10 protein-coding genes are annotated in these 12,692 nt (G+C 69.6%); 1 reads left to right on the top strand and 9 read right to left on the bottom strand.

Annotated features, from left to right (window positions below):
- Positions 1–50: 50 nt before the first annotated feature.
- The 7 genes from B0I29_RS13140 to B0I29_RS13110 all read right to left on the bottom strand — a co-directional run bounded on the left by B0I29_RS13140 (position 51) and on the right by B0I29_RS13110 (position 6,145).
- Positions 51–1,130, bottom strand: a complete 1,080-nt coding sequence (locus B0I29_RS13140) for a VWA domain-containing protein (RefSeq protein WP_111649233.1) — start codon at positions 1,128–1,130, stop codon at positions 51–53.
- Positions 1,130–2,092 (bottom strand): VWA domain-containing protein, encoded by a 963-nt coding sequence (locus B0I29_RS13135; protein WP_111649232.1) that lies wholly within the window; start codon positions 2,090–2,092, stop codon positions 1,130–1,132. The genes B0I29_RS13140 and B0I29_RS13135 overlap by 1 nt, the downstream gene beginning before the upstream one ends.
- Positions 2,089–2,961 carry a DUF58 domain-containing protein gene (locus tag B0I29_RS13130; protein WP_221402029.1) on the bottom strand — a complete coding sequence of 291 codons (873 nt, stop codon included), beginning with the start codon at positions 2,959–2,961 and terminating at the stop codon, positions 2,089–2,091. The genes B0I29_RS13135 and B0I29_RS13130 overlap by 4 nt, the downstream gene beginning before the upstream one ends.
- A gap of 3 nt (positions 2,962–2,964) precedes the next feature.
- Positions 2,965–3,951 (bottom strand): AAA family ATPase, encoded by a 987-nt coding sequence (locus tag B0I29_RS13125; RefSeq protein ID WP_111649230.1) that lies wholly within the window; start codon positions 3,949–3,951, stop codon positions 2,965–2,967.
- Between the two features lie 17 nt (positions 3,952–3,968).
- Positions 3,969–4,829 (bottom strand): S1C family serine protease, encoded by an 861-nt coding sequence (locus B0I29_RS13120; RefSeq protein WP_111649229.1) that lies wholly within the window; start codon positions 4,827–4,829, stop codon positions 3,969–3,971.
- Positions 4,830–4,950: 121 nt separating this feature from the next.
- Positions 4,951–5,454 carry a hypothetical protein gene (locus B0I29_RS13115; RefSeq protein ID WP_111649228.1) on the bottom strand — a complete coding sequence of 168 codons (504 nt, stop codon included), beginning with the start codon at positions 5,452–5,454 and terminating at the stop codon, positions 4,951–4,953.
- Between the two features lie 10 nt (positions 5,455–5,464).
- Positions 5,465–6,145 (bottom strand): Imm21 family immunity protein, encoded by a 681-nt coding sequence (locus B0I29_RS13110; RefSeq protein ID WP_181557792.1) that lies wholly within the window; start codon positions 6,143–6,145, stop codon positions 5,465–5,467.
- 193 nt (positions 6,146–6,338) lie between these two features.
- Here B0I29_RS13110 and B0I29_RS13105 point away from each other — a divergent pair, with 193 nt between their 5' ends.
- On the top strand, positions 6,339–8,396 hold the full coding sequence (locus tag B0I29_RS13105; protein WP_111649226.1) for an endo-1,4-beta-xylanase: 2,058 nt from the start codon (positions 6,339–6,341) through the stop codon (positions 8,394–8,396).
- Positions 8,397–8,799: 403 nt separating this feature from the next.
- Here B0I29_RS13105 and B0I29_RS13100 read toward each other — a convergent pair whose 3' ends face one another.
- Together B0I29_RS13100 and B0I29_RS13095 are read right to left on the bottom strand one after the other, a co-directional pair.
- Positions 8,800–11,574: a DUF5682 family protein gene (locus B0I29_RS13100; protein ID WP_111649225.1), complete on the bottom strand. Its 2,775-nt coding sequence runs from the start codon at positions 11,572–11,574 to the stop codon at positions 8,800–8,802.
- Entirely contained in the window at positions 11,571–12,683 is a 1,113-nt protein-coding gene (locus B0I29_RS13095) for an ATP-binding protein (RefSeq protein WP_111649224.1), read from the bottom strand. Before B0I29_RS13095 ends, B0I29_RS13100 begins: the two co-directional genes overlap by 4 nt.
- Positions 12,684–12,692 lie beyond the last annotated feature (9 nt).

Raw genomic sequence — 12,692 nt, 5'->3', positions numbered from 1 at the left:
CGGGAGGCCGTTGATGCGGTTGGGGCGGCCTCGTGCGTATCAAAAAAGGGTTAAGGGCGAGGGCCTCGGTTCCACCAGAGGGAGAGGGTGACGCCGCTCGCGGCCAGGAGGAAGCCGGCGAGGAGGAACCAGGAGGAGATTTCGACGTCCTGTTTGGTGACGCCGAATTCGCTGGGGAGGTCGCCGAGTACGTCGGTGAGTTGTTCGGCGTCCTCGGCCTTGAAGTAGCGGCCGCCGGTGAGGTCGGCCACCTGGGTGAGGGCTTCCTCGTCGATCTCGCGGGCGCCGCCGCGGCCGCCACCGCCTCCGAAGCCGCCGCCTCCGTTGCCGTTGCCGAAGCCGCCGCCGAACGGGGAGTCGCCGTTGACCTGTTCGGCGGTGCAGACGAGCTGCTGGGGTTCGGTGGTGCCGAAGCCGATCGTGTAGACGCGCAGGCGGCGGGCGGCGGCTTCCTGAGCGGCCGTCACCGGGTCGACGCCGGTGGTGTTGGAGCCGTCGGTGAGCACGACGATGGTGTCCGGCTCGTAGTCCTGCTGGTCGGGCGTGGTCGTCGTGTCACCGAGTTCCGCTCCGGTGGCCGCCACGTCGGGGTTGATCTCGGCGATCGCGTCGACCGAGGTCAGGATGGCCTGGCCGATCGCAGTGCCGCGGGACGTCTTGAGGGTGTCGATCGCGTCGAGCAGCGGCTGCTTCTCGGAGGTGGGCGCGACCAGCAGGCCGGCGATGCCGGAGAACGCGACCAGACCGATCTTGGTGTCGCCCTCCTGCGACTCGACGAACTCACGGGCCGCGTCGACGGCGACGGCGAGCCGGTTCGGGGCGATGTCGGTGTTGCACATCGAGCCGGAGACGTCGATGGCCAGCAGGATCGTGGTGTTGTTCGACGGCACGGCGACCGAGGCCTGCGGCCGGGTGATCGCGCCGGCGACGGCGAGCAGGCCGGCCAGGAACAGGAAGACCGGGATGCGGCGGCGCCACGCGGTGCGGCCGGGCAGCGCCGCACGGATCAGCGCCACCGAGGAGACAGTGATCGCGGTCCGTTTGCGGCGCCGGTTCAGCAGCCACCTGGCCAGCAACAGCAACGGTACGACCAGAAGCGCGAGCAGTGCCCACGGCCAGCTCAGCGACATCAGACGATCCTTCCGTGCCAGCGGGTGCTCAAGAACCCGCCGAGCGTCAGCAGCAGGAGGGCGGCCGCGGCGAACGGCGCGGTCAGCTCCAGCGGCTCCTTCTCGGTGGTCAGCCGCAGGTCGATCGACTTGGTCGTGTCGGCGAGCGTGTTCGCGTCGCCGGCCTCGTGGTACGTGCCACCGGTGACCTGCGCGATCGCGGTGAGCAGTGACTCGTCGAGCGCGGTGCCGAGCTGGAAGCCGTCGACCTCGACGGTGCCGCCCTGCGCGGTGCCGACGCCGACGGTCTGAATCCGTACGCCGGCCGCAGCCGCGAGTTCGGCGGCGGCTTCGACGTCGGGTCCGCCGGTCTCCTCGCCGTCGGAGAAGACGACGATCGTGGCGGACGGCCAGTAGCCGAGATCCGGTGCTGCCCCGCCTTCCTCGGGCAGAGCGACCGGCTTGCCGGTGATCGTGCCCAGCCCCACCAGGATCGCCTGGCCCAGCGAGGTGCCGCCACTGGCCTTGACCCGCTCGATCGCGGCGACGGCGGCGGCGTGATCAGCGGTCGGCGCCTGGGTGAGCAGGGCCTGGTCGCCGAAGACGAGCACGCCGACGTCCACGGTGTCCGGTTGTTCCTCGACGAAACCGGCGGCGGCGGTCTGCGCGGCGGAGATCCGGCTCGGCGAGACGTCCGCGGCGGTCATGCTGTTGGAGATGTCGAAGGCGAGCAGCACGGTCCCGGAGACCCGGGGCACGGACACCTCGGCCTGCGGCCGGGCCAGCCCGATCAGCATGACCGGCAGGGCGGCGAGCAGGAGTGCGTACGGCAGGTGCCGGCGCACGCCACCACCGGCCAGCGTGCCGAAACCCGCTGCCGAGAGCGCTGCGGACCGGCGGCGTTGCAGCGTGACGTACCCGTAGATCGCCGCGCCGGTCACCAGGACCGCGGCGACAAGCACCAGGGGGTAGAGGAAACTCATCGTCCGGACCGCCTCACCATGTCGATCAGCACGGCGAGCAGGTCCTGGTCGGTGGTGACCCGGTGCGGGCGTACCCCGGCCTTGCGCATGTTCTCGGCGAGAGCTTCCTCGCGGGCGCCGACCTGGTCGGCGAGCCTGGCGCGCAACAAGGGGTCGCTCGTGTCGACGAGGACCTGCTCACCGGTCTCGGCGTCCTCGACGAGCACCAGGCCGAGGTCGGGCAGTTCCAGCTCGGCCGGGTCGACGACCCGGATCACCACCACTTCGTGCCGGTGGGTGAGCATGGCGAGTGATCGCTCCCAGCCCGGATCGCCGATGAAGTCGGACATCACGAAGATCAGGGCGCGGCGGCGTGAGGTGGTGGTGGCGGCGAGACGGAGCATTTCCGCCAGGTCTGTCGTCGCCTGCTTTTGGGACGGCTGGGTTCGCGTGAGTTCGCGCGCGATTCGCAAAATCTGGTCTCGGCCGCCGCGTGGCGGTATCACCTTTTTTGACGAATTGTCGAACAGGATCGCCCCGACCCGGTTGCCGCCCTGCGCGATCAGCCGGGCCAGGCTGATCGCCAGCTCACCGGCGACCGACTCCTTGCCGTCGTGCCCGCCGAACCGCATCGAGGCCGACCGGTCCACGACGAACCAGGCCGTCATCTCCCGGTCCTCGGTGTACTGCCGGACGTGCGGCTCGTCGAGCCGGGCCGTCACGTTCCAGTCGATGTGCCGGACGTCGTCCTCCGGCGAGTACGCGCGCAGGTCGGTGAAGTCCAGCCCGGTGCCGTGCCACACCGTGCGGTACGCGCCCTGGAGGCGCCCGTCGAGGCGGCGCCCGAGTTTCCACTCGAGGCGCCGCAGCAGCCGATCGGGAGCGGTCATGATCTAGCGGCCCCGCGGTTCCGGGAACGACAGGTTCGCCAGGATCTTCGAGATGATCAGGTCCGGGGTGACCTCGTCGGACAGCGCTTCGTACGACAGGACGAGCCGGTGCCGCAGCACGTCGGGGGCCAGGTCGCTGAGGTCCTCGGGCACGACGTACTCCCGGCCACGGATGAAGGCGAGCGCCCGTCCGGCCAGCACCAGGCTGATCGACGACCGGGGGCTGGCGCCGTACGTCACGTACCGCGCCAGGTCGGTGAGGCCGACCCGGGCCGGTTCGCGGGTGGCGTGCGCGAGGTTCACCGCGAACTCGATGAGCGACGGGTCGACGTAGACCCGGTCGGCCTGCTGCTGCAGCTCGACAAGCGTCTCCGGGTTGATGATCTTCTGGATCACCGCGGCCGGGGCGAGGGCCCGCTCGACGACCACGAACTCCTCGGTGATGCTCGGGTAACCGACCACCACCTTCATCATGAAGCGGTCGACCTGGGCCTCGGGCAGCGGGTAGACACCCTCGTTCTCGATCGGGTTCTGGGTCGCCATCACAAGGAACGGGTTCGGCAGCTTGTGCGTCTCGCGGCCGATCGTGACCTGGCGTTCCTGCATCGTTTCGAGCAGGGCGCTCTGCACCTTGGCCGGCGCGCGGTTGATCTCGTCGGCGAGCAGCAGGTTGGTGAAGACCGGGCCGAGCTGGACCTGGAACTCACCGGTCGGCTGGTGGTAGACCCGGGTGCCGACGATGTCGGCGGGTACCAGGTCCGGAGTGAACTGGACCCGGTGGAAATCGCCGCCGATCGCCTCGGCGAGCGACTTCACGGCGAGCGTCTTGGCCAGGCCGGGCACGCCCTCGACCAGGATGTGCCCGCGGGCGAGCAGCGCCACGATCAGCCGCTCCAGCAGGATGTCCTGGCCCACGATGGTCTTCTTGACCTCGTAGAGGACTTTCTCGATCGGGCCTGCGGTGGCCGCCGGCGCGTCGGTCCAGCTCATGTAAACGTCCTTTTTCCTTAGAGGGGCGGAGCTTGGCCGTTGCCTTCGCCGCCGCCGCCGAGGGCCGCGCCGATCGGCACCGCGAAGCCGATGCCGATGAAGGTGCCCGCGTCGGTCGGGTTCGCCAGCGCCACAACGATGCCGACCACCTGCCCGCGCGTGTTGATCAGCGGTCCGCCGGAGTTGCCCGGGTTGACCGCCGCGTCGAACTGGATCAGGCCTTCGATGTCGTCGGACTCGTCGCGGTCCAGCTTGCGGTCCAGCCCGGAGACCACGCCGCTGCTGGTGCTCCACGCGAGGCCGAGCGGGTTGCCGATCGCCACGACCTCGTCACCGACCGCGGCGCCACCACCGAGCGTGGCCGGCACCAGCGTCTCGGGCAGCGTCTGCGGCGCGATGGTCGCGATGTCCTGCGCGGCGTCCTCACTGGCGATCGCTGCTGCCGAGCGGCTGCCGTCCGCGTAGGTCACCCGGATCGTCTCGGCCCCGTCGACCACGTGCAGCGCGGTCAGGATCGTGCCGTCGGCATTGGCGATCACACCGGTGCCGGTGCCGGCCTCCAGACGGTTCGCCGAGTCGTGGCCGGTCGTCTCGATCAGCACGACCGAGGGCGTCAGGGTCTGCGCGACCTCGGCGACGGTCAGGGGCGCGTCCGAAGCGGACGGAGAGGCCGAGGGAGCGGTTGCGGCAGGACTTTCGGTTTCGCCCCCATTTCGTACGAGGACAAGCGCGGTGATCGCCACAGCCCAGATGACGACCGCCCCGATCAGCAGCTTGCGACGCCGCTCCGGAGTGTTCCATCGGGTCTTCGGCTTCTCCTGCTGCTCCGCCGGTGCGGGCTCCGGCGCCGGAACCCCCTCCGGGCGGAGCACCGTCATCACGGCACGACCGCCAGACTCTCCATTAGTTGACCCTAAAAGCGATTCCTAGGAATTCGCCATGAGCCTTCTGATGGTTTCCGGTACGCAAATTTATCCATATGCCATAGAACGGTCCTGGTCACTCAGGTTTCCATGCGGCCGCGAGGGAGTGCGACATCTCCGCGAGCTCGGTACCGGACTCCTCGATCACCTCGTCGACTATCTCGGTGACCTCGTGCGTTTCGGCGCCGATCTCGCGCATGAGCTGGGCGGCGAGGGCTGCTATCACCACTAGGGCGGGTTCGATGCGGAAGGCCGGCGGGGGCGGGTCGCCGGCCAGGAAGGCCAGGAGCGCGAGGCCCTGGGCGCGCTCCTCGTCGGTGATGCCGAGGTCGGCGAGCCGGGCGCGGGCGACGAGGGCGTCCAGGTCCACCGGTGACGGGTCATGGTCGAACCGGATGGCGAGCAGCACCTGAAAGATGATCAGCAGCCGCATGGTGCCGGGTCCGGCGGTCCTGGGGTCGGCGCCGGTGCTTTTTGCCGCGCGCCGGGCTAGTTCGTGCGGGGTGCCGGTCAGAAGGTCGGCGGGCGACAGCGCGCCACTCGCCGGAAGGTCGCCGCCCGGATGCGGGCGCTCACTCATTGCCGGGCGCTCACTCATCGCCGGGCCAGAGTTCGGCGCCTGATCGTGGCTCAGCTACCGGTCGTGTCTCGGCGGCCGGGCTGGTGAGGCGGATCAGGGTGAAGCGGACGTCGGGGGCCGGGTCGGCGCGGGCGGTCTCGATCACCCAGTCGCCGGGGGTGAGGTCGTCGATCAGCAGGTGTGCCCTGGTCATCGCGTAGTCACCGGAGAAGACAGCGTCGAACAGGCGCAGCGGCTCGTCGACCCGGATCACTCCGGCGGGCCGCCATCGCGCCAGCCCGGCGGCGGCCAGTGCGTCCCGGCGGGGGTCGATCACGGCGTTGCGGGCTTCGCGCTGGAAGATCAGGTGGTGGCCGGGCAGATAGCCGGTCGGCAAGCCGCCCGCCCGGATCACGAGAGCCTGTGCTGTGCCGATCGGCAGGATCCCGGCCTCGCCGGAGATCGCGCAGGCACGTTGATAAGCGGCTTCCCACTCATCGCCGCTCTCGTCCACGCCGTCGCCCTCGTTCACGCCGTCGCTCATATCCGCGCCGCCGCCCACATCCGCGCTGCCGCCCTGATCGGCGCCGCCGGCCTTGGGGGCGGCGCCGGAAGGCGGGGTCGCGCCGAAGGGCAGCTCCAGGCCGAGCCAGGAGCTGACCACTGATTCTCCGATCGCGATCAGCGGACCGCCCAGCGACGTGATCAGCACGATTCGGGCCCGTCGCCCTCGGGTCCAAGCAGCACTTTCGGCACACCCCTTCCGCACGGGCCCACTGCGGGTCCGCATGGAATACAGCGCCGCTCGCAACAGGTTTGTCACCGCGTTGAAATGGGAGCGCTCCCATGTAACGATGAGCGTCACTGTGCTTTCCGCGTACCCCCGAACGCGAAGGACCACCCAGATGCGCGCACTCGCGCGGCTGGCCGTGACCACCCTCCTGGTCGCGGCTCCTCTCGCCGCCATCACCATCACCACCACCGCGAGCGCGGCCGAGGACCCCGCCCCGGTCACCGTGCTCACCAGCGATTTCGAGGACGGCACCGTCCAGGGCTGGTCCGGGCGGTCCGCCGAGACGATCGCGCACAGCACCGCCGTCGCGCACGCCGGGACCGGCAGCCTCGCGGTCAGCGGGCGCACCGCGACCTGGCAGGGCCCCTCACTCGACGTGCTCGGCGTCTTCGAGAAGGGCACCGCCTACACGATCTCCGCTTGGGTACGCATGGAGTCCACCTCGGACAACGCCCGGCTCAGTGTCGAACGCCGCACCGGCGGGGTGGCCGCTTACGATCAGGTGGCCGGCAACACGGCGGTGACCTCGGGCGGGTGGGTGAACCTGACCGGGCGCTACACGCTCGCGACCGACGTCGAGTTCCTCCGGGTCTACGTGGAGACGGCGTCGACGACCGGCTCGTTCTACATCGACGACGTGACCGCTTCCTACGTCCCGGCGCTGCCGATCCAGACCGACATCCCCGCGGTGCGCGACGCCGTCACGGCATTTCCGGTTGGCGCCGCGATCACCGGGGCGGAGATCGTCGGGGATCACGGTCTGCTTCTCCAGCGGCACTTCTCGTCGGTGACCCCGGGCAACGCCCTCAAATGGGACGCCACCGAGCCTTCCGAGAACACCTTTTCGTACGCGCAGGCCGACCCCCTGATCGCGTTCGCCAAGTCCAACGGGCTCGCCATCCGCGGGCACACGCTGGTCTGGCACAACCAGACGCCGGCCTGGGTATTCACCGGCGCCGACGGCCAGCCGATGACAGCCACCGCGGAGGACAAGGCGCTGCTGCTGGCCCGCCTGGAGAACCACATCCGCAACGTGGCCGGCCATTACGGTGCCTCGATTGCCGTCTGGGACGTGGTCAACGAGGTCATCGACGAGAACCAGTCGGACGGCCTGCGGCGCAGCACCTGGTTCACCGTCGCCGGGCTGGACTACATCCGGACGGCGTTCCGGGTGGCCCGCGAGGTGCTGCCGGACGCGAAGCTGTTCATCAACGACTACAACACCAACGTCCCGGCAAAGCGCGACAAGCTGTACGCCCTGGTCGCTCAACTCCGCTCGGAGGGCGTACCGATCGACGGGGTAGGCCACCAGATGCACATCAACGTCAGCTGGCCCACCATCGCCGAGTCCGAGGCGATGATCCAGAAGTTCATCCCGCTCGGCGTCGAGCAGCAGATCACCGAGATGGACGTCAGCATCTACACCAGCAGTGGCGAGAACTTCCCGACCCCGCCGGCCGATCGGCTGCTCCAGCAGGCATACGTCTATCGGGACACGTTCGCGCTCTTCCGCAAGTACGCCGCGGAGATCACCTCGGTGACGCTGTGGGGGCTGGCGGACGACAACACGTGGCTGGACACGTTCCCGGTGACCCGCAAGGACGCGCCGCTGTTGTTCGACACGCGGTTGCAGGCGAAGTCGGCGTACTGGGGGGTTGTAGACCCGTCAAAGATCTCCGCTTCACCGTCACCGTCGGTCTCAGTTTCGTCGTCGCCGTCGTCCTCTGTTTCGCCGTCGGCGTCGGCGTCGGCCTCTGTTTCGCCGTCGGCGTCCGTCTCGTCGTCGCCGTCGGTTTCGTCGTCGCCGTCGCCGTCGGTTTCGTCCTCGGCTTCTCCTTCGCCCGGTGTCTCGGGGTGTGCGGTGACGTATCGGGTGACCGGTAGCTGGTCTGGTGGTTTCCAGGGTGACGTGAAGGTCGCCAACACCGGTTCGGCGGCGATCAACGGCTGGTCACTGGCCTGGCAGTTCACCGGCGGGCAGAAGATCTCCCAGCTGTGGAATGCCTCGGTCACCCAGTCCGGCACCGCCGTGACCGCGACGAACGCCTCGTGGAACGGCACCCTCTCCCCGGGCGGATCCGCCTCCTTCGGTTTCCTCGGCAGCTGGACCAGCACCAACCCGGCCCCGGCCGCCTTCACCCTGAACGGCAAGGCCTGCACGGTTCTCTGAGCACGAGCAGAACAAAGGCGCGCCCGATGCCGGCAGCACAAGTAACGCAAGAGGCGCAACAGCCGCGGTCTCGGCGCTTCCGGTCGAAGCCGTAGCCAGCACATCGCCCCGCTCGATCTTGTCGACTTGAGCGGGGCGTTTGCGGCGAACTCGACAAGATCGGGCAGGACTCCTCGATCTTGCTGAGTTCAGCGACGACGCATCCGAGGAAGTCGACAAGATCGGCGGGCGGCGCGCTCGCGCAGCCCGGCCGCAGCACGACGAGGACGGCATGGTCCCGGCCCGCCTCGGTGCGCCGGCCGCCCGGATCGATCTGGGCAAGGTCCGGCCGTCGCCAGGAGCGACGCGGGTGTTGACGCCCCGCTCCGCGCGGGCGGGCCGGGCTTGCCAAGGTCGCGGTCAATCATGCGGTGAGCAGGGTGAGCACCGCCTCTCCGGGTTCGGGGTGGGTGGACAGGAGGGCACGCACCGCGTCGTTCGGGTTCGGCTCGGGTGGCTCGGACCACTCGCCCTCGCAGCCGAGCAGGGCCGCCACCGCGTCCGATGTCACCGGATGAGCGGCCAGCAGCGTGAAGGCCGGACCGCCGCTCGGAACCTCCACAGGGGAGCGGGTGGCTGCCGGGCGGGATAGCCACGGTGGGGTCCACTCGTCGATGGCGGACAGACTGCCGGGGAAGGTGCGGCCCGCTTCCTTGGTCAGCACCGGCACCAGCTCGGCCGCCTGTGATTTCAGGGTTGTGATCAGGGTGGGCAGCCACGGCAGCAGGACCGGGTCGGGTAGCCGGCCGAACGCTTTCGACAGGGTCTCCACGACGAACGGTGCCAGCCTCGGCACCGGTTCGAGCGCCTGCACGAAACCGCTGACGTACTGCGGGAACGCCGGCACCACCAACGGGTTGGCGAGCAGGTCGTCCACGCGTACCCGAAGGTCGGGCAAGGGGAGGTCGCCGAGCTGGTGGCGCGCCGCCCAGAGCAAGGCCGTCTTGGCCGGCGTCTCCGGATGCGACTGCCGGACGGCGATCTCCAGCTGGGTCCGGTCGCAGCCGAGGGACAGGGCGAGGCTTTCCATGCTGAAGAGGAAACCGAGCATCGCGCCGACCTGGCGCACGCCGGTGTCCTCGTCGACGAAGGCGGTCGGCAGCAGGGTGCAGTAATGCGCGTAGCCCTCGGTCACGAAGCGCTCGCACCAGCCGGGCAGCGTCGGCTCGGTGGCACGGTAGTGGGCCATCAGGCGGCGGATCCGGCGCAGCACGGCCGGCGCCTCGTCGACAGTGCGCTCGGCGGCCAGCAGCTCCACCGCGCGTACGCCGAGCTCATCGGTGAGTCGTGGGCTGGTCAGGAAGAGCAGCGAGTCCTCGACGGCCTTGAGCGCGGTGGCGGTGGTCGCTTTCGGGTCCCAGGCGGCGCGGCGCAGCCGTTGCTCCAGCACCTGCTCGACGGTGACGCCCTCGTAACCGAGCTCGATGATGGTCCGCTGGTGGCGGCCGATGTCGAGGTCCCAGCTCTCCTGGATATGTTTCTCACCGAGCCGGCGCGATCCCATGATCGGGCGCACCGCCTGGTCGGGCAGAAGGTACCGCAGCATCCAGAGCAGGCGGGAGCAGGCGGCCAGCTCGGGCCGGGCGGCGAGGTCGAGCAGGGCGCGCTGGATCGTGCGCTGCCCCAGGTTCAGCCCGAGCGGCGCGAGGCGGTCGTAGACGTCGCGGGCCAGGGGTGGCAGGGAGTCGTACCCCACCTGGCCGATCCGGTCGCCGCCGAGCAGGATCTCGCAGAGCCGGCGCACGTCGCGCCGGCCGGGAACGGTCTCCTTCTCGATGCAGGTGATCGCCGCGTCCTGGAAGTCGTACGGTGTGGGCCGCCGCCGGCCGCGCATCCCGGCGAGCAGCACCGAGGTCTCGAAGACCGCGATGGCGTCGGCCGTGCTGGCGAGGTAACCGTTGCGGCGGGCCAGCCGGACGATGTCGACACACCAGCCGCGCAGTTCCTCCTCGTCGAGCCCGTCGAGGGTGGGCGGCCCGGCGAGGTAGCCACTGAGCTGGTCGGTGACCGGCCCGCCGGCGGTGACCGGCGCCGCCACCTTTTTCCGGGTGCTCCTATTCGCCGTGCTCTTATTCGCCGTGCTCTTCTTCGCCGGCAGCGAGAACGGTTTCACCCCGGTCCGCAGCAACGATTTCTGCCAGGTGGCGGCCGCGATCGAGACCGAGCCGGGCGCCAGGCCGAACTGCGCCTCGATCGCCGAGTGGCTAGACGGGATGAGTCCGTAGAGCCACGTCGTCGCGGTACGCCCAGTGATCTCGAAATCCGGTGTGCCCGGCTCCGAGCCGGCCTCGGCAACCCGGCTCGCGGCATGGAAGGCGCCGCAGATGTAGAGGCAGTCGGCCCGGTCGGCGCCGGTCGCGGCGAGGTGTTCCCGGATCCGGGTCCACATGTACCGCTCGCGGTCCTCGTCGGTCGCGTACCGCCGGGTGTCGTGCGGCGCGAGCCTGCGGAAGAGGCTCCCGACCAGCACCATGACCTGCCGGTACGTCTCGTGGTCGGCGCCGGCGAGGGGCTGCTCGACGTACTGATCCCACCACTCGGACCAGTGCCGCACCCGGCCGTGGTGCAGCAGGTGCTCCTCCAGCTCGGCGAACCGGGGCCGCAGGTCGCCGATCTCCACGCCGACCGCGTCGCCGTGCAGGTCGTCCCCGTCTTTCTGCGACGAGGCACCCGGTTGCCACTGGAAGACGTGGTCGGTGGATCGGTCGACGAGCACCAGCTCGACGCCGGGGGTCTCCAGCGCGTACGCCACCGCCTGGTATTCCGCGGAGGCCTCGGTGATCGGCGCGATCACGCTGAGCGGAGCCGACTCCTTGGGGAAGCCGTCCAGCTCGGACGCGAAGGCCTGCAGCGCCACCGGCAGCCGGCAGTTGCGCAGCTCGGTGAGGAGCGGCGCGAGGTCCTCGCAGAGCTCCAGGTAGATCACTTTCGGCTGTTTCTCGCGCAGCCGCCGGGCCATGGCGAGCGCCGACGCCGGCGAGTGATGGCAGACCGGGAAGATCTCCAGCGGCTCGCGCAGCGCGTGATCGACGTCGTCGACCATGCCGGCCAGGATCTCCGGAAGCGCCGCCGGGCCGCCGGCCAGTGCGTCGGCGGCACCGAGCAGCTGATCCCGCAGCGAATCGAAAGGACCGCTCACGACAGGGTCTCGATCGCCTTACGGCCGCCGGAGAGGAAGCCGTCCCACTCACCGCCGTGCTCGCGGCTGCGCGGCTCGACAACGCCGTGCCAGTACTTGTTGAGGATCGCCAGGTCTTCCGGGCTACGCCGGGCCAGCGAGCCGACCAGGGATCCGGCCAGCGCCTCGGCGGTGAGCGCGGAGGCGCCGAAGAAGTTGCTGTGCAGGATCGCGTCCTCCAGCACACCGATCTGCTCGGCGGTGGAGAGCGCCGACTCCAGTCGCTCGTCGTCGCTGCTCGCCGAACTGGCAGCCGCGCGCAGGTCGGCGAAGCTCTGCAGCAGCACGTCGAGCAGGGTCGGCGGGAGCTCCAGCTCGATGTCGTGCCGGCGCAGCAACTCCTCGGTGCGGAACCGGACGATCTCGGCCTCGCTCTTCTTGTTGGTCACCACCGGGATGCGGACGAAATTGAACCGGCGCTTGAGCGCGGAGGAGAGATCGTTGACGCCGCGGTCCCGGCTGTTCGCCGTCGCGATGATCGAGAAGCCGGGTTTGGCGAAGACGATGTTGTCGGTGTCCAGCTCGGGGATGGAGACGTACTTCTCGGAGAGGATCGAGATGAGCGCGTCCTGCACGTCGCTGGTCGAGCGGGTCAGCTCCTCGAAGCGGCCGATCACGCCGCCCTCCATCGCCGTCATGATCGGCGACGGGATCATCGAGGCCCGGGACTGGCCCTTGGCGATGACCATCGAGACGTTCCACGAGTACTTGATGTGGTCCTCGGTGGTGCCGGCGGTGCCCTGCACGACCAGCGTCGAGTTGCGGCTGATCGCGGCGGCGAGCAGCTCGGCGAGCCAGCTCTTGCCGGTGCCGGGGTCGCCGATCAGCAGCAGGCCGCGGTCGGAGGCGAGGGTGACGATGGACCGCTCGACGAAGCTGCGGTCACCGAACCACTTCGGGCTGATCTCCCGGTCAAGGCCGTCGGCGCGTTCCGACCCGAGGATGAAGAGGCGCACCATTTTCGGGCTGAGCCGCCAGGAGAACGGCTTGGGCCCGTCGTCGACCGACTCGAGCCAGTCCAGCTCCTCGGCGTACTTGATCTCGGCAGGTGCACGCAGCATGTCGCTCATGGGGTGTCT

The sequence above is a fragment of the Actinoplanes lutulentus genome (assembly GCF_003259845.1).
Taxonomy (GTDB): domain Bacteria; phylum Actinomycetota; class Actinomycetes; order Mycobacteriales; family Micromonosporaceae; genus Actinoplanes; species Actinoplanes lutulentus.
The sequence above is the reverse complement of the archived record's forward strand: the minus strand, read 5'-3'. Positions and strand labels throughout refer to the sequence as shown.

Coding starts and splice junctions, on each gene's coding strand:
- B0I29_RS13140 (WP_111649233.1), bottom strand. CDS start 1,130: ATGTCGCTGAGCTGGCCGTGGGCACTGCTCGCGCTTCTGGTCGTACCG.
- B0I29_RS13135 (WP_111649232.1), bottom strand. CDS start 2,092: ATGAGTTTCCTCTACCCCCTGGTGCTTGTCGCCGCGGTCCTGGTGACC.
- B0I29_RS13130 (WP_221402029.1), bottom strand. CDS start 2,961: ATGACCGCTCCCGATCGGCTGCTGCGGCGCCTCGAGTGGAAACTCGGG.
- B0I29_RS13125 (WP_111649230.1), bottom strand. CDS start 3,951: ATGAGCTGGACCGACGCGCCGGCGGCCACCGCAGGCCCGATCGAGAAA.
- B0I29_RS13120 (WP_111649229.1), bottom strand. CDS start 4,829: ATGACGGTGCTCCGCCCGGAGGGGGTTCCGGCGCCGGAGCCCGCACCG.
- B0I29_RS13115 (WP_111649228.1), bottom strand. CDS start 5,454: ATGAGTGAGCGCCCGCATCCGGGCGGCGACCTTCCGGCGAGTGGCGCG.
- B0I29_RS13105 (WP_111649226.1), top strand. CDS start 6,339: ATGCGCGCACTCGCGCGGCTGGCCGTGACCACCCTCCTGGTCGCGGCT.
- B0I29_RS13095 (WP_111649224.1), bottom strand. CDS start 12,683: ATGAGCGACATGCTGCGTGCACCTGCCGAGATCAAGTACGCCGAGGAG.